The sequence below is a fragment of the Halalkalicoccus sp. CGA53 genome (genome assembly GCF_036429475.1).
In the GTDB taxonomy this organism is placed as follows: domain Archaea; phylum Halobacteriota; class Halobacteria; order Halobacteriales; family Halalkalicoccaceae; genus Natronorarus; species Natronorarus salvus.
The window spans coordinates 1,130,848-1,144,331 of record NZ_CP144125.1 but is presented as its reverse complement, the minus strand read 5'-3'; the positions used below and the strand labels follow the sequence as shown (position 1 = coordinate 1,144,331).

Sequence of the window (13,484 nt, the reverse complement as noted above, 5' to 3'; positions counted from 1 at the left end):
AGGACTCCCGGCGTGAGCGGGCACAGAACTGCCGTCCTGTTCCTCACGCTCGCGGTGATCTGGGGGGTCGCGTTCGCCGCGATCAGCGCCGGCCTCGCCTACTTACCGCCCGTGCTCTTCGCGGCGATCCGCTACGACGTCGCGGGGGTGCTGGTGCTCGCCTACGCCGCCTGGCGCGTCGAGTACTGGCGACCCCGGACCCGCGCCGACCTCCTCTCCGTCCTCGTCGGCGGCACCGTGATCATCGCCGCGTACAACGCGCTGTTGTTCGTCGGTCAGCAGTCGGTCACCGCCGCCGTCGCCGCGGTCGTCATCGCGACGAACCCGATCCTCGCGACCGGCTTCGCCCGGGGGCTGCTCCCCGCGGAGCGACTATCCCTCCCCGGGATCGTCGGCCTCCTGATCGGTTTGCTGGGTGTGGGGTTCGTCGCCCGGCCCGATCCGTCGAACCTGCTCGCGAGCGACGTCGTCGGCACGCTGTTCGTCCTGGGCGCGGCGGTGAGCGTCGCGCTCGGCAGCGTCCTCGTCCAGCGTCTCGATCCGGCCATCTCCACGGAGGGGATGACCGGCTGGTCGAACCTCCTCGGAGCGCTCTGTCTCCACCTCGTCAGCCTCGGCCTGCCCGGCGAGTCGGTCGCGGCGGCGGTCTGGTCGGTCGAAGCGCTGTTCGCGCTCGCTTACCTGGCGATCCTCGCGAGCGCGGTCGGCTACCTCATCTACTTCGAACTGCTCTCGCGGGTCGGCTCGATCCAGGTCACGCTCATCTCGTACGCGACCCCGGTGTTCGCCGCGCTGGGCGGGTACGTCTGGGTCGGCGAGACGATCGACCTCGCGACCGTCGGCGGCTTCTCTCTCATCTGCGTCGGCTTCGCGCTCGTGAAACGGCGGGCGATCCGCGCCGAGGCGCCGCGGATCGCGGCGCTCCTGTCGAAGTGACTCGGACGGACTGCTGTACCTGTTACCCGCTCGGATCGAGAGACGGGCACCGGTCCGATCGGTCGGACGTACGGTAGTCCGTATCAGCGCCGCGGGTCCCGTCCGAGCCGGTCGTGGATCCGCCGGGCGCTCTCGTTCAGCAGCTCGTCCGTGTCGGTGTCGGATCGCCGTATCCACCCCTCCTCCGTGGCGAGGGCCCGTCCGTCGGTCTCGAGTGCGGAGAGCCGTTCGTGGACGACGTCGGCGTCGGCCGAGAGCTCGGCCGCGACCGCCTCCGCCGACCGCGGCGTGTCGGAGAGCGCGTCGAGGAGCTCTCCCTCCGTCGGTTCCTCGGGCATGAGGAGGGAGACGAGGGCCGGAACGATACCGTTTCGGGGAAGACTCTTAGGCGGGCGCTCGTTCGGTGTGGTATGGCGACGAGCCACGACGAACTGGCCGGCGTGGTCGACCTCTTCGGCGCGCTCACCCCCGGGGAGCTCCGCGAGGCGCTCTCGGAGCTCGCGTTCAAGGCTGGTCGCGAAGCGAACGAGGAGGCGATCTCCGGCCGGATCGCCGCCGCGACCGAGGCGTACGCGCTCGTCGAGTCCGAGGAAGGAGGAGAGACGCTCCTGGTCCCGGGACCGACGGCGTTTCCCGACCTCCCGCCCGACGCGACCGACCTCCCGCACATCATGTCGGTACCCGAGCGGAGCGTCGACCGGGATGCCCTCGGCGAGCGTGTGGTCGAGGAGCTGCTCGCCGCGGCCGAGACGAGCGACGAGGAGGCCGAGCGGGCGGAGCTCCGAGAGGTGAGTTACGACGTCGAGGCGTGGGCGGCGGTCGACGCGAGCGCGGTCCGGGCCCGACTCGACTGAAACCCTTTAACCTCCCGACCACTACCGACAGGCATGGATCTGGGTCGCCTCGCCACCCGGACGCCGCGGCGGGTGCGCAACGCCGAACGCGAGGCAGCGGTGCTCGTGCCGGTCGTCGAGCGGCCCGCTCGTTCCGACGCGTCGACCGGCTCCGACCCCTACCTCCTGTTCACGAAGCGCGCCGACCACCTCGGCGAGCACCCCGGCCAGATGAGCTTCCCGGGGGGTGGCCGCGAGCCGGAGGACGACGACCTGACCGAGACGGCACTCAGAGAGGCCAACGAAGAGGTCGGCCTCGATCCGGGAGAGGCGAGCGTGCTCGGCGCGCTCGACGGGATCAAGACCGTCACCGAGTACGCGATCACGCCGGTCGTCGCGCGGATCCCCGATCGCGAGTACGTCCCCGACGAGCGCGAGGTCGCCGAGATCGCCGTCCTCCCGGTCTCGGGGCTCGTCGACCCCGGGAACTACGAGTACGAACACAGAGAACACCCGACCTACGGCGAGATCGTCGTCCACTACTTCCACGTCGACGGCTACACCGTCTGGGGTGCGACGGGAAGAATGGTCGTCCAACTCCTGGAGCTCACGACCGACTGGCGCGCGCCCGAACGCCTCGACCCCGAGGCGTACGGGTAGCCCGTCTGCGGAACGACACGCTTTTCTCGACACCGAACCCAGCGGAGGTACATGGTCGCACAGACGATGGATCGAGTTCCGCGACGACGGTGATTCGGTTCTGATCGGAGGAAGACGATGCTGAGAACCGAGCGGAGCGTCAGCGAGACCGGCCTCGACGCCGTCGCGCTCAAACCCGCCGGGTGTGACGTGCGCCGGGCGACCGAGCTCTCGCTCTCCTCCGTGGTGATCGACTACGAGGGGAGAGCCAACCTCCCGGACCGGGAGACGCTCTCGGACCTCGCGGGGAGCCTCGACCTCCGAGTCACGACACCGGTTCGCGCCGACGGGTTCGACCCGCTCGGGCCGGCGGACCTCGTCGATCGCATCCCCGAGGAAGCGCGCCGGGTACTCGTCGCCGGTCACCCCGCGTATCTCACCGAGGGAGAACGAAAGAAAGCGATCGCCCCGCGGCTCGGCGCGGCCGTCGAGAGCACGCCGGACGCCTGGGTCGGCACGGAGGGGATCGAGCGCCTCGCACTCGCGACGGGCGCGACGCAGTTCGAGCTGCTCTCGCGGGCGACCGAGCGCGACGTTCGTGGGGTGCGCGCGGCCGGCTTCGACGGCGAGATCGCGGTCTACGCACCGACCGTGATCGCAGAGGAGCTCGACACGGTCCTGGACGCGGTCGGCGGCTACGTCGCCCGGCGCGGCCCGGTCGTGCGGGCGCTGCCCGAGGGCGCGGCCACCGACGCGAACGCGAGCGGTCGGGCGCGGGAGGTTCTCGCCGCCGCGAGCGGCGACTACGCGCTCTGCGGTACGGAAACGGAGATCCGAGCGCGGGTGGATCGGCTCCGCGAGGCTGGCGTGGACACGGTCGTCGGCTATCCGGCAGCGGGGATCGAGGCGTTCATCGCTAAGTAGTCCGCCCGCAGAGAGCGGGTATGCGACTCGCAACGGAGACGTCGACGGGGTTCGCGGATGCACTTACGGGCGCCGAGGTTGGAGTCCTTCCCGTGGGCAGCACCGAACAGCACGGGCCGGCCCTGCCCCTCGGCACGGACTTCCTCACCGCGGAGGCGCTCGCGGCGACGGCCGAGGACCGGTCGGACACCGTGGTGTTGCCGACGGTCCCTGTAGGAGTGAGCGACCACCACCGACAGTTCCACGGGACGCTCACCGTCCCACCGGAGACGTTCGAGGCCTACGTCGAGGGGACCATCGAGAGCCTCGCGAGCCACGGCGTCGAGAACTGCGTGGTGGTGAACGGCCACGGCGGCAACCGCGACGCGCTCTCGCGGGTCGCCCGCCGCCTGCGGAACGACGAACGTGCGTTCGTCGCGCCGTGGAGCTGGTTCGAGGCGATCGAGGAAACCGTCGACGAGGAGTTCGGGGCGTTCCCGGGTCACGCCTGCCAGGTCGAGTCGAGCATGGTGCTGGCGGTCGCTCAGGAGCTGGTGAGAGAGGATCGGCTCGCCGACGCGGAGGCAGAAGCGGGCGAGTCCTGGGGGCGGCAGGTCCACGGCGCGGAACTCGGCTTCGACACGCTCGACTTCACCGAGAGCGGCGCGGTCGGAGAGCCGACGAAGGCGAGCGCGGAGGCCGGAGAGCGGCTGTTCGAGGCGGCCAGCGGCGAACTCGACGCGCTGATCGACTGGCTCGCAGAGCGCGGGTGGTCGGAGCTCCGGGCCCACGAGCACGTATGAGGGTCTGCGTGATCGGTGGCGGCGCGGTCGGCGTCACGACCGCGTACGACCTCGCCGTCGAGGGCTGTGCGGTGAGGCTCGCCGAACGCGGTGGGATCGGCTCCGGCAGTGCTGGAAGTACGGGTAGAGCGGCGGGCGTCGTGTACGACGCGTTCTCCGACCGGATCGACGCGGAGATCGCCCGTCGGTCGGTCGAGCACTATCGTGAGGTCTCGGGAAGCGGAGGGTTCGAGTTTCACGAGGTGCCGTACGTCTGGCTCGCTCGCGAGGGCGACGGGAAGCGTGAACGTCTCATCCGCGAACAGGTCCCCCGGATGCGCGAACACGGCCTGAACGTGGAGCTCCTCGTACCCGACGAACTCGCAGATCGGTTCCCCTCCCTCCGGACGGAAGACGTCGCGATCGCCGGGGTCGCGGCCGACGCTGGCTGTACCGACCCGGGAACCTATCCACGGGCGATGGCCGACCTGGCGAGGGGCGCCGGCGTCGAGGTTCGAACCGACGTCGAGGCTCGACTCTCGACCGATCCGCTCGGGGTGGACCTCGGCTCCGGCGTCGAGACGTTCGACCGGGTGGTCGTCACCGCGGGCGCGTGGACGAAGCGTTTGCTCGCGGATGCAGGGGTCCCGATCGCGATGAAACCCTATCGGGTGCAGGCGCTCCGGACGACCGATCGACCGGCGGACGTGCCGATGGTCTACGACGCGACGGCCGGTGTCTACCTCCGGCCCTGGGACGACCGACTGCTCGTCGGAGACGGGACGGAGCTGGTCGAGAGCGATCCCGACGAGTGGGAGCGCGAGGGCGATCCGATCTTCGTCGACTCGGCGCTCGACTGTGCGGCCCACCGGCTCGACGTACATCTTGACGTAGCGGAGGCGTGGGCCGGCCTCTGTACGGCCACGCCGGATCAGAACCCGCTCTGTGGCGAGCTCCGCGATGGGCTGTTCGTCGCGACCGGCTGGCAGGGCCACGGCTTCATGCGCGCGCCGGGGATCGCAGAACGGCTCGCGAACGAGGTACTCGGCGGCGAGGGAGTAGAGGGGTTCGACCCGCGTCGGTTCTCCGGGGACGAGACGTTCGAGATCAGGGAAGGGATGGCGGTCGAAGGGCGCTGATCAGACGCGGTCGCCGTTCTCGTCGCGGTCACCGTCGACGCGTTCGTCGTCTTCGCCGTCCTCGTCGAGCAGGTCGGCTTCGACGTCGGGATCGACCTGGACGTCATCGTCGTCGGCTCCGACGTCGACGTCCGTCCCGGCGTGCTCGTCGAGCGTCTCCGGTTTGCCGAGGGGGCCGGCGTCGTCCGACGGACCGTCGACCTTCGGGACGCGGACGTGGAGCGTGCCGTGGTCGGTGAGCCGGGCGGTGGCGGCGTCGGGATCGACGTCGACCCCGTCGGGGAGTTCGACGCGTCCATCGAGGGTGAGCCCGCGGCCGGGAAAGCGCATCTCGAAACCCTCGTAGAACTCGCGAAAGCGGTCGACCCGGACGTGGACCTCGCCGGAGACGAACTTCACCTGCACGTCGCTCTGGCGCACGCCCGGCGCGTCGAAGACGAGGAGGAACTCCTCGTCGCTCTCGAGCAGATCCGCGCCCAGCAGCTTCGACTCCTGGACGCGGCCCGCGATGCGGCCGACACCCTCGACGACCGCGTTGCCGAGCGAGCGGCCGGCGTCCCACAGGCTCATAGTTCGATCGCCTCCAGGGGGTCGGTCTCGCGACAGTACGGGCAGACGAAATCACCCACGCCGACGTCGTCTGGCATGTCGTAGGTGTAGTGGAGTTCGAACATGTCGAGTTCACAGTCGTCGTCGGTACAGACGACTTCGAGCGTCGCGGGCATACCCTCACGTTCGCTCGGAACGGTTATCAATGCCGTGGATCACTCCACGCCGCGAGCCGAGAGCGCGACCGCCGAGAGGCCGCCGACGACCAGCGAGAGCCCGTACGTCGCGACCCGGTAGAGCAGGCTGATCACGAGCGCCGTCGCCGGGTCGATTCCGGCACCGAGGGTCAGGACCGCGGCCATCACCACCTCGGTCCCGCCCAGGCCGCCCGGGGCGGGAAAGAGCGAGCCGAGTTTGCTGGCCGCGACCGCGAGCGCGACCACCGGGAGTGCGACGACCTCTCCGACGGCGAGCGCGGACGTGTAGAGCGGGAGCATCAGGAACGCCATCCCGACGTGCGCGAACACGACCGCGGCGACGAGCCGGCGGGGGTGGGCCGCGAGACGGTCCAGCGTCGCGTAGAACCCCTCGACGCGGGGACGGACACGCTCGGGGCGGGTCGCCGCGAGCAGCCGCTCGGAGAGCCGACCCATCCCGCGACCGGCCATCGCGGTGACGACGACGATCGTGGCCGTGACGAGCGAGCGGCGAGTGAGCACGAGCACGAGCACCGTCACGACGACGACCGCGAGGACCGCGAGTCCGAGGGCGTAGCGCAGCAGGTCCGGTTCGGCGGGCTTCGCGAGCAGGACGAAGACGAGACCGAGACCGCCGAGCGAGTAGTACGGGAGGTAGTTGAGGACGTCGCCGCTTCCGATCGCCGCGAGGCCGTTCTCGGTGTCGAGTTCGCCCGCGCTCGCGACGACGTAGGCCATGAACGGCTCCGCGGCGACCTGTCCGTACGGGGTGACGTACTTCACGAACACCGCGGCGACGTAGAGCGAGAGCACCCGCCCGGTCGAGAGCGTCCGGTCGAGCGTTTTCAACAACCTGACCCAGACCATCCCCCGAAACGTAAGCGAGAGCAGCGTCGCGCCGAAACCCAGCGCGAAGATCGAGAGGTCGGCGGTCGCGAGCGCCTCACCCACCTCGTCGCGACCGACGAGCGAGACGGTGAACCAGAGGACTGCGGCGGCAGCGAGCGTCCCGAGGGCGATACGCCACTTCACGCCTGGACTTCGTTGTGTGGAGGGTTACGGTTTCGGATCTCCGAGTGAGGCTCATCCGCACCGGTTTTACCGTTCGACCTACTCACTCCCCGTATGACCGATCCGGCGGAACTCTCGGTGACGCTCGTCGACGGCTACGTCGACGAGCCGGCGCACTTCGGCGTCCCGCCGTACGTCTCGACGTATCCGCGGTACACGGCGGGGGCGCTCGTCGACGCGGGCGTGGCCGAGGAGAACGTCACCTACCACACGATCGACGCGCTGCGCGAGGAGCGTGCGAACTGGCGTGACGTCGCCGACGCCGACCTGCTCGTCTACATCGGCGGGATGACGGTCCCCGGGAAGTACGTCGGGGGGACGCCCGCCGAACCCGACGAGGTGAAGAAACTCGCGTGGGTCGCCGAGGGGACGACGCTCCTGGGTGGTCCCGTGAAGTTCGGCGTCGGCGAGCGCAACCAGGGGGCGATCGAGACCGAGCGTCAGGACCTCGACTACGAGTTCGTCGCGAAAGGCGACGTCGAGGCCGCCGCCTACGACCTCGTTGAGAGTGGTCTGGAAGGCTTCGGGAACCGGATGCGAGAGAACAGGGAGATCGACCGCTGGGGTGCGCTCGGCGCGTTCGTCGTCGAACAGCACCCGAACCACCCGGAGTACCTCATCTGCGAGATGGAGACCTCGCGTGGCTGCCCCTACCGGTGTTCGTTCTGTACCGAACCCCTCTACGGGAATCCGTCGTTCCGCTCGCCGGAGTCCGTGATCGGCGAGGTGAGTGAACTGTACGAGCGAGGGGTCCGTCACTTCCGGCTGGGCCGACAGGCCGACATCCTCGCCTACGGAGGCGACGGCGAGCGGCCGAACCCGGACGCGCTGAGGGAACTCTACGGCGGCATCCGCGAGGTCGCACCTGCTCTAAAAACCCTCCACCTCGACAACATGAACCCGATCACGATCGCGAAGTGGCCCGAGGCCTCGCGAGAGGGGATCCGGATGATCGCCGAGCACAACACGCCGGGGGACACCGCGGCGTTCGGTCTCGAGAGTGCGGATCCGGTGGTACAGGAGGAGAACAACCTGAACGTCAGTGCGGAGGAGTGTCTCAGAGCGGTCGAAATCGTCAACGAGGAGGGGGGCTGGCGGCCGGGCGAGGAGCCGGGATCGGGGCCCTCCACCGGGAACGACGCCCGACGATTGCCGAAACTGCTTCCCGGGATCAACCTGCTGCACGGGTTACAGGGCGAGCGCGAGGAGACCTACGAGCACAACAAACGGTTCCTCCAGCGGGTCTACGACGAGGGGCTGATGCTCAGGCGGATCAACGTCCGACAGGTGATGGCGTTCGCGGGTACGGAGATGAGCGAGACGGGCGCGGACATCGCCGTCGATCACAGGGCGCTGTTCAAGCGGTACAAACGCGAGATCAGGGAGGAGATCGACAACCCAATGCTGCGGCGGGTCGTCCCGCCCGGAGCCGTGTTGGAGAACGTCCACCTAGAGTACCACCAGGACGGACGGACGTTCGGGCGACAGCTCGGCACCTATCCGCTGCTGGTGGGAATCCCTGGAGATCGGCCGCTCGGTTCGGTCCTCGACGTCGCGGTCGTCAACCACGGCTACCGCTCCGTGACCGGGGTGCCCTACCCGCTGGACCTGAACGAGGCGTCGATGGACGAACTCCGGGCGATCCCCGGGGTTGGCTCGCGGACCGCGGGGGATATCGTCGTGGGCAGGCCGTACGACTCGGCCGAGACGGCGGCGAGGAGCGTCGATGCGGACCTGCGGCGGTACGTCCGCTCGTAGCGGGAGAAAAAACGGTCGTTGAGCGCCGTTACAGCGTGCTCTCGTCGATGATCTCGCCGACCGCGAAGTTCGATTTCACTTCCGTTACCTCGACTTTCACCTGTTCGCCGATCTCCGCGCCGGGGACGATGATGACGTAGCCGCGTTCGACGCGTGCGATGCCGTCGCCCTGCTTGCCGATGTCCTCGATCTCGACGTAGCGGACCTCGCCGATCTCGACCGGGGGCTGGGGCTCCGAACCCTTGCGGCTCTCGCGTTTCGACTCCGAGGGTTTCTCCTCGGGAGCCTCGCGCGAGATGAGCGCCACGCGGTAGGTCTCGCCGGGATCGATCGACCCCTTCTCGACCTCGCTACGCGGCACTTCGACGATGTAGCCGTCGTCGGTCGCGGTGACGTCGGCGTTGAACAGACACAGGAGCTTATCAGAGATTTCCACGGATAGAGCCTCCGGGCGTCCACTCGAAGCCGATCCTAATAGAAGTGTCGGCCCACCGGTCAGGAAAGCTCCGACCCGTCCGGTCGCTTCCGTCCCTCCGAGTCGTGGACGACGATCCCTCCCCGTCCTGCCGGTTCGTAGGCGTCACGCACGGCGATCGCCTCCTCTAGTTCCCGAATCGCCCGCTCTCTCAGCGTCGCCGCGAGCGTCTCGGCGTCGCTCCTGGTGATCTCGCGGCCGAGCCCCTCGCACTCGTGGGCGCGGACACTCCCCTCCCGGTCGACCGGCTCGCCCATCGGCTGGCTCGTCCCGCCGAGCGCGACGCTGAACGGGTAGGTCCGACAGATCAGCGGCCGGTCCGGGTGGACCGTACACGCCCCGACTCCCCCCTCCTCCTCGTAGAAGACGCAGTCCCCGCAAGCGGTGGTCTGCAGCGCCCACTCGAACGTCTCGCCCTCACCGTCCTCGATTCCGTACGGCATCGGCCGGGCGACGTCCCGCCACTCGCTCTCGGTCACCCCCTGTAGCTCGCGCACCTCGTCCGGGAACACCGTCGCCGTGTGCTCGTCCTCGTCTTCGGCGGTACAGCAGGCCCCACAGCGCGTACACTCGAAGCCGATCGACTCGATCGCGCCGGCGAGGTCGCTCACCGAGAGTCCGCGAGCGCGCGCCAGTTCGGCCTCAAGCGACTCCATACGTCCCACTTCGGGGCGGGGCGAAAAAGCCCGTCGCTCAGTCGTCGCTCGCGAGCGCGTGGGCACGCTCACCGTCCCATCGGACCACACCCTCCGCCGCGAGCTTCCGGAGGTGGGCGCGGACCGCCTGCCCGGCGAGGTGCTCGACGCCCGTAAGGTCTCTCTCGTACGCCGACTCGACGATCCCTTCGACCGTCTCCCTCCCGTTACGGACAGCGGCCACCACCCGCCGTTCGCGCTCTCTGCGGTGCTCGATCAGCCGCGAGAGCGTCTCGTCCGGGTCCTCGATCGTTGGACCGTGCCCGGGGTAGCAGGTCGACGGGGAGAGCGCGAGCAGCCGGTCGAGCGAGGCGAGGTAGGCGGCTAGATCGCCGTCGTCGCCCACGAGGACGCTCCCCTCGGCCATCGAGAGGTCGCCGACCAGGAGGGACGATCCGATCGCGAACACGAGGTGATCCGGCGCGTGTCCGGGCGTCTCGAGGACCTCTACCCTCGTTCCGTCGCCCGTACGGATGACCTCCCCGTCGGAGAGCGTTCGGTCCGGGCCGATCCCGGTCGCCCACTCGAACCGGTCCTCGTACGCGCCGTGCGCCCAGACGGTCGCTCCCGTCCTCGTCGCGTACTCCGCGACCCCGCCCACGTGGTCCGGGTGGGTGTGCGTGAGGAGGACGTGCTCGACCGAGCGCGCCTCGACCGCCCGGTCGAGGCCGGGCGTTCGACCGGCGGGATCGACGAGCATCGCCCCCTCGCGGCCGACGAGATAGGCGTTCGTCGCGCCGTTCGGGGCGCTCGTCGCCGTCGGGACCGAACAGGTGGCGATAGATCTCATACGGATCGGTCTCGTTCTCGGCGGAAAAAGCGCGCTCTTTAGCTAGCGGTGCAGGTAGTAGACCTGCTTTCTGGCGTCGCGGAAGCTGTAGCGAGAGCCGACGATGCCGACCTCCTCCAGCCTGTTGAGCGCGTAGCGTACGGTCCTGTCGGGGAGCAGCGACTCCTCGGCGAGCTGGCCCTGCGAGAGCGGCGAGTCGCTCTCCAGCACTTTGGCGACGAGCTTCGCGCTCGGGGGCAGTTCGATCAGCCGCTCTCTGTACTCCTCGTCGGTGAGGAGCGTCTCTCCCGCCCGCGCCCGCTCGTCGGCCGTACTGGTGCTCATGGTACCGTCCTGGTCGGGTCGTCATGGTAAGCGTTGGCTATATGTATGTGAAAACAATAGGGATGCTTTAAGGTGTACTAGTAGCACGGTCGGAGGGGCTTTTATTCCGTCGAGGCGAGGTGAGGACATGGCGATTCCCGAGAGCCACCAGGACCTCTTCGAACGCGAGTCGTTCGCCCACTTCGCGACGCTGATGCCCGACGGCACGCCGCAGGTGACGCCGGTGTGGATCGACGCCGAGGACGGTGACGTGCTGGTGAACACCGCCCGCGGCCGGCAGAAGGAGCGAAACGTCGAGCGGGGTTCGAAGGTCGGACTCTCGATACTCGACCCGGACGATCCGTACAGATACATCTCGATCCGCGGCGAGGTCGCGGAGGTGACCGAGGAGGGTGCCGTCGAGCACATCGACGCACTCGCACGGCGTTACATGGGCGTCGAGGAGTACCCACACCACGGCGACGAGGGCGGGGAGCGGGTGATCGTCCGCATCGAGGTCGGGGGCGTCGCGACCGGCGGGGAGTGAGTCGTTTCAGTACCGTTTTATCACCCGGGTCGAGTACGTGGGTGTAGTGAAAGGCAAGGAGTGGTACCAGACGACCGAGGTCGCGGAGGAGTACGACGACAAGCGCTTCTCGCGCGGCGGCCGTCTGATCGATCGCCGCGAGAAGCAGGCGGTGCTCGACGCGCTCTCGCCGCTGTCGGGAAAGCGCGTCCTCGAGATCGCCTGCGGGACCGGCCGCTTCACCGTGATGCTCGCCGAGCGTGGCGCGGACATCACCGGCCTCGACATCTCCGCGGCGATGCTCTCGCAGGGCCGGGTGAAAGCACGACAGCTGGGCGTCGAGGACCACGTCGAGTTCGTCCGGGGTGACGCCGCCCGACTCCCGTTCCCGGACGACCACTTCGACGCGGTACTCGCGATGCGGTTTTTCCACCTGATCCCCGACCCGGAGCGCTTTCTCGCCGAGATGCGCCGCGTGACGAGCGGCGAGATCGTCTTCGACACGTTCAACGACCGCTCGACGCGCACGGTCTACAACTGGCTGCTGCCGATGGGTTCGCGGCTCTACTCCGAGCGGGACGTCCACGAACTGGTCGACCGCGCCGACCTCGACCTCGTCCGCGCGGAGCACGACTTCCTCCTGCCGTACGGCTTCTACCGCGCGATCCCCGGACCGGTCGCCGGCGCGCTCTACGGCCTCGAGGGGCGACTCGAGGAGACGAACGCCAGCGATCGGTTCGCCTCGGTGAGCTACTGGACCGCGCAGGTGCGGTGAGAGCGTCGGGCTTTTGCCCCTCGGGAGAGATGCGGGGGGTATGGAGCTCTCGGTGGTGGTCGCGACGCTCAACGGGCGCGAGCGGCTGTCGGAGTGTCTCGATGCCCTTTCTTTGCACACCGGGAGCGAGGTGATCGTCGTCAACGGGCCCTCCACGGACGGAACGAGCGGGATGGTCCACGGCCGCGACGACGTCGACGTGCTCGTCGAACTCCCCGAGCGCAACATCAACGTCTCGCGCAACGCGGGGCTCTCGGTCGCCTCGGGGGACCTCGTCGCGTTCGTCGATCAGGACTACCGCGTCGAGCCGACCTGGGAGGCGAGCCTGCGCGAGGGGCTCTCCCGTGCGGACTGCGTCACCGGACCCACGCGACGAACCGTTCGAGGCGGGGCGACCGGCGACGAACTCGAGTCGCGCTCGATCGCCGGCCGCGAGGTGAGCTACTTCGCCGGCGGGAACGTCGCGTTCACCCGGGAGGTGGCGCTCTCGCTCGACGGCTTCGACGAGTACCTTGAGACCGGCGGCGCGCGCGACGCCGCCCACCGGCTGGCCGCCCAGAAGCGCACGGTCGAGTGGCACCCGGAGATGGGCGTCAGGGGACCGTACTCCGCGGACGGGGGCGAGCGGGACGCGCGACAGCTCCCAAGCGCCGACGGCGAGTACCGCCGCTGGGCGTGGAAGTACCGTTCGCTCGCCTACCGGCTGGCGAAGAACTACGGCCTCAGGCCGACGGTCGTCCGCCGGATGGCGGGGCACACCGCGCGCGACGGCGTCGCTGCCGGGCGGAGCGTGCTCGGGGGGACTCTTCCCCCGAGCGCGTGGTTCGGCGGCGGCGTCGGCATCTCGAAGAACGTCCTCCGAGGTACGAGAGACGGCCTGGCCGCGCGGTTCCGCGACCGGACGAGCACCCGGAACCCGAACGGGCTGTCGATGCGCCGCGACCGGGCGGTCGAACGCCACGACTGGCGGTAGCGGCGATCGGTTCTCCCCCTCTCCCGGGTGACTATCGCTCGTCTCACGGAGTGCGAACCCGGAGCACACGGCTCCCCGTACAGAAACGCTTATATAGAACCGCTAACGACATTGCAGGTGAGATACATGGCATCAGGACA

The 13,484-nt window shown here is 69.1% G+C and carries 18 protein-coding genes; 10 read left to right on the top strand and 8 right to left on the bottom strand.

Annotated elements, in window-relative coordinates; genetic code table 11:
- Positions 1–12 precede the first annotated feature (12 nt).
- Positions 13–936, top strand: a complete 924-nt coding sequence (locus V2L32_RS07230) for a DMT family transporter (RefSeq protein ID WP_331235809.1) — start codon at positions 13–15, stop codon at positions 934–936.
- Positions 937–1,019: 83 nt separating this feature from the next.
- Here the strand turns inward: V2L32_RS07230 and V2L32_RS07225 are convergent, their stop codons facing one another.
- A complete protein-coding gene (locus V2L32_RS07225; RefSeq protein ID WP_331235808.1) occupies positions 1,020–1,274 on the bottom strand; it encodes a DprA-like winged helix domain-containing protein in 255 nt (84 codons plus the stop codon).
- Between the two features lie 72 nt (positions 1,275–1,346).
- Here V2L32_RS07225 and V2L32_RS07220 point away from each other — a divergent pair, with 72 nt between their 5' ends.
- The 5 genes from V2L32_RS07220 to V2L32_RS07200 all read left to right on the top strand — a co-directional run bounded on the left by V2L32_RS07220 (position 1,347) and on the right by V2L32_RS07200 (position 5,232).
- Positions 1,347–1,790: a DUF7109 family protein gene (locus V2L32_RS07220; protein ID WP_331235807.1), complete on the top strand. Its 444-nt coding sequence runs from the start codon at positions 1,347–1,349 to the stop codon at positions 1,788–1,790.
- Between the two features lie 33 nt (positions 1,791–1,823).
- On the top strand, positions 1,824–2,429 hold the full coding sequence (locus V2L32_RS07215) for an NUDIX hydrolase (protein ID WP_331235806.1): 606 nt from the start codon (positions 1,824–1,826) through the stop codon (positions 2,427–2,429).
- A gap of 117 nt (positions 2,430–2,546) precedes the next feature.
- Positions 2,547–3,332 (top strand): DUF7388 family protein, encoded by a 786-nt coding sequence (locus V2L32_RS07210; RefSeq protein ID WP_331235805.1) that lies wholly within the window; start codon positions 2,547–2,549, stop codon positions 3,330–3,332.
- Positions 3,333–3,352: 20 nt separating this feature from the next.
- Complete coding sequence (locus V2L32_RS07205) at positions 3,353–4,114, top strand: creatininase family protein (protein WP_331235804.1); 762 nt, start codon at positions 3,353–3,355, stop codon at positions 4,112–4,114.
- Entirely contained in the window at positions 4,111–5,232 is a 1,122-nt protein-coding gene (locus V2L32_RS07200) for an NAD(P)/FAD-dependent oxidoreductase (protein WP_331235803.1), read from the top strand. The genes V2L32_RS07205 and V2L32_RS07200 overlap by 4 nt, the downstream gene beginning before the upstream one ends.
- On the opposite strand, the gene V2L32_RS07195 is transcribed toward V2L32_RS07200, so the two are convergent.
- Genes V2L32_RS07195 through V2L32_RS07185 form a run of 3 tightly spaced genes read right to left on the bottom strand, consistent with a single transcriptional unit; the run spans position 5,233 to position 7,010 of the window.
- Entirely contained in the window at positions 5,233–5,802 is a 570-nt protein-coding gene (locus tag V2L32_RS07195) for an Hsp20/alpha crystallin family protein (protein WP_331235802.1), read from the bottom strand.
- Positions 5,799–5,957, bottom strand: a complete 159-nt coding sequence (locus V2L32_RS07190) for a DUF7559 family protein (protein WP_331235801.1) — start codon at positions 5,955–5,957, stop codon at positions 5,799–5,801. Before V2L32_RS07190 ends, V2L32_RS07195 begins: the two co-directional genes overlap by 4 nt.
- A gap of 39 nt (positions 5,958–5,996) precedes the next feature.
- Positions 5,997–7,010, bottom strand: coding sequence for a lysylphosphatidylglycerol synthase transmembrane domain-containing protein (locus V2L32_RS07185; RefSeq protein WP_331235800.1), 1,014 nt, complete (start codon positions 7,008–7,010; stop codon positions 5,997–5,999).
- A 93-nt stretch (positions 7,011–7,103) separates the two neighbouring features.
- On the opposite strand from V2L32_RS07185, the gene V2L32_RS07180 reads away from it, so the two are divergent.
- Positions 7,104–8,807, top strand: coding sequence for a radical SAM protein (locus V2L32_RS07180; protein WP_331235799.1), 1,704 nt, complete (start codon positions 7,104–7,106; stop codon positions 8,805–8,807).
- A gap of 28 nt (positions 8,808–8,835) precedes the next feature.
- Here the strand turns inward: V2L32_RS07180 and V2L32_RS07175 are convergent, their stop codons facing one another.
- Genes V2L32_RS07175 through V2L32_RS07160 form a run of 4 tightly spaced genes read right to left on the bottom strand, consistent with a single transcriptional unit; the run spans position 8,836 to position 11,091 of the window.
- The gene (locus V2L32_RS07175) at positions 8,836–9,243 is read right to left on the bottom strand and encodes a TRAM domain-containing protein (RefSeq protein ID WP_331235798.1); all 408 of its coding nucleotides are present in this window, start codon (positions 9,241–9,243) and stop codon (positions 8,836–8,838) included.
- Between the two features lie 59 nt (positions 9,244–9,302).
- A complete protein-coding gene (locus V2L32_RS07170; RefSeq protein ID WP_331235797.1) occupies positions 9,303–9,938 on the bottom strand; it encodes a YkgJ family cysteine cluster protein in 636 nt (211 codons plus the stop codon).
- A gap of 37 nt (positions 9,939–9,975) precedes the next feature.
- Positions 9,976–10,767, bottom strand: coding sequence for an MBL fold metallo-hydrolase (locus V2L32_RS07165; RefSeq protein WP_331235796.1), 792 nt, complete (start codon positions 10,765–10,767; stop codon positions 9,976–9,978).
- Between the two features lie 42 nt (positions 10,768–10,809).
- Complete coding sequence (locus V2L32_RS07160) at positions 10,810–11,091, bottom strand: winged helix-turn-helix transcriptional regulator (RefSeq protein ID WP_331235795.1); 282 nt, start codon at positions 11,089–11,091, stop codon at positions 10,810–10,812.
- A 127-nt stretch (positions 11,092–11,218) separates the two neighbouring features.
- Here V2L32_RS07160 and V2L32_RS07155 point away from each other — a divergent pair, with 127 nt between their 5' ends.
- From V2L32_RS07155 to V2L32_RS07145, 3 genes are read left to right on the top strand one after another with little or no spacing between them, the layout of a single operon-like run.
- Positions 11,219–11,617 (top strand): PPOX class F420-dependent oxidoreductase, encoded by a 399-nt coding sequence (locus tag V2L32_RS07155; RefSeq protein ID WP_331235794.1) that lies wholly within the window; start codon positions 11,219–11,221, stop codon positions 11,615–11,617.
- A 46-nt stretch (positions 11,618–11,663) separates the two neighbouring features.
- Positions 11,664–12,371 (top strand): class I SAM-dependent methyltransferase, encoded by a 708-nt coding sequence (locus V2L32_RS07150; protein ID WP_331235793.1) that lies wholly within the window; start codon positions 11,664–11,666, stop codon positions 12,369–12,371.
- Between the two features lie 40 nt (positions 12,372–12,411).
- Positions 12,412–13,344 carry a glycosyltransferase family 2 protein gene (locus V2L32_RS07145; RefSeq protein WP_331235792.1) on the top strand — a complete coding sequence of 311 codons (933 nt, stop codon included), beginning with the start codon at positions 12,412–12,414 and terminating at the stop codon, positions 13,342–13,344.
- Positions 13,345–13,484: the final 140 nt, after the last annotated feature.

Excerpts from the sequence above, each read along its gene's own strand:
- V2L32_RS07225 (WP_331235808.1), bottom strand. The coding sequence starts at position 1,274 with ATGCCCGAGGAACCGACGGAGGGAGAGCTCCTCGACGCGCTCTCCGAC.
- V2L32_RS07220 (WP_331235807.1), top strand. The coding sequence starts at position 1,347 with ATGGCGACGAGCCACGACGAACTGGCCGGCGTGGTCGACCTCTTCGGC.
- V2L32_RS07215 (WP_331235806.1), top strand. The coding sequence starts at position 1,824 with ATGGATCTGGGTCGCCTCGCCACCCGGACGCCGCGGCGGGTGCGCAAC.
- V2L32_RS07210 (WP_331235805.1), top strand. The coding sequence starts at position 2,547 with ATGCTGAGAACCGAGCGGAGCGTCAGCGAGACCGGCCTCGACGCCGTC.
- V2L32_RS07205 (WP_331235804.1), top strand. The coding sequence starts at position 3,353 with ATGCGACTCGCAACGGAGACGTCGACGGGGTTCGCGGATGCACTTACG.
- V2L32_RS07200 (WP_331235803.1), top strand. The coding sequence starts at position 4,111 with ATGAGGGTCTGCGTGATCGGTGGCGGCGCGGTCGGCGTCACGACCGCG.
- V2L32_RS07195 (WP_331235802.1), bottom strand. The coding sequence starts at position 5,802 with ATGAGCCTGTGGGACGCCGGCCGCTCGCTCGGCAACGCGGTCGTCGAG.
- V2L32_RS07190 (WP_331235801.1), bottom strand. The coding sequence starts at position 5,957 with ATGCCCGCGACGCTCGAAGTCGTCTGTACCGACGACGACTGTGAACTC.
- V2L32_RS07180 (WP_331235799.1), top strand. The coding sequence starts at position 7,104 with ATGACCGATCCGGCGGAACTCTCGGTGACGCTCGTCGACGGCTACGTC.
- V2L32_RS07170 (WP_331235797.1), bottom strand. The coding sequence starts at position 9,938 with ATGGAGTCGCTTGAGGCCGAACTGGCGCGCGCTCGCGGACTCTCGGTG.
- V2L32_RS07165 (WP_331235796.1), bottom strand. The coding sequence starts at position 10,767 with ATGAGATCTATCGCCACCTGTTCGGTCCCGACGGCGACGAGCGCCCCG.
- V2L32_RS07160 (WP_331235795.1), bottom strand. The coding sequence starts at position 11,091 with ATGAGCACCAGTACGGCCGACGAGCGGGCGCGGGCGGGAGAGACGCTC.
- V2L32_RS07155 (WP_331235794.1), top strand. The coding sequence starts at position 11,219 with ATGGCGATTCCCGAGAGCCACCAGGACCTCTTCGAACGCGAGTCGTTC.
- V2L32_RS07145 (WP_331235792.1), top strand. The coding sequence starts at position 12,412 with ATGGAGCTCTCGGTGGTGGTCGCGACGCTCAACGGGCGCGAGCGGCTG.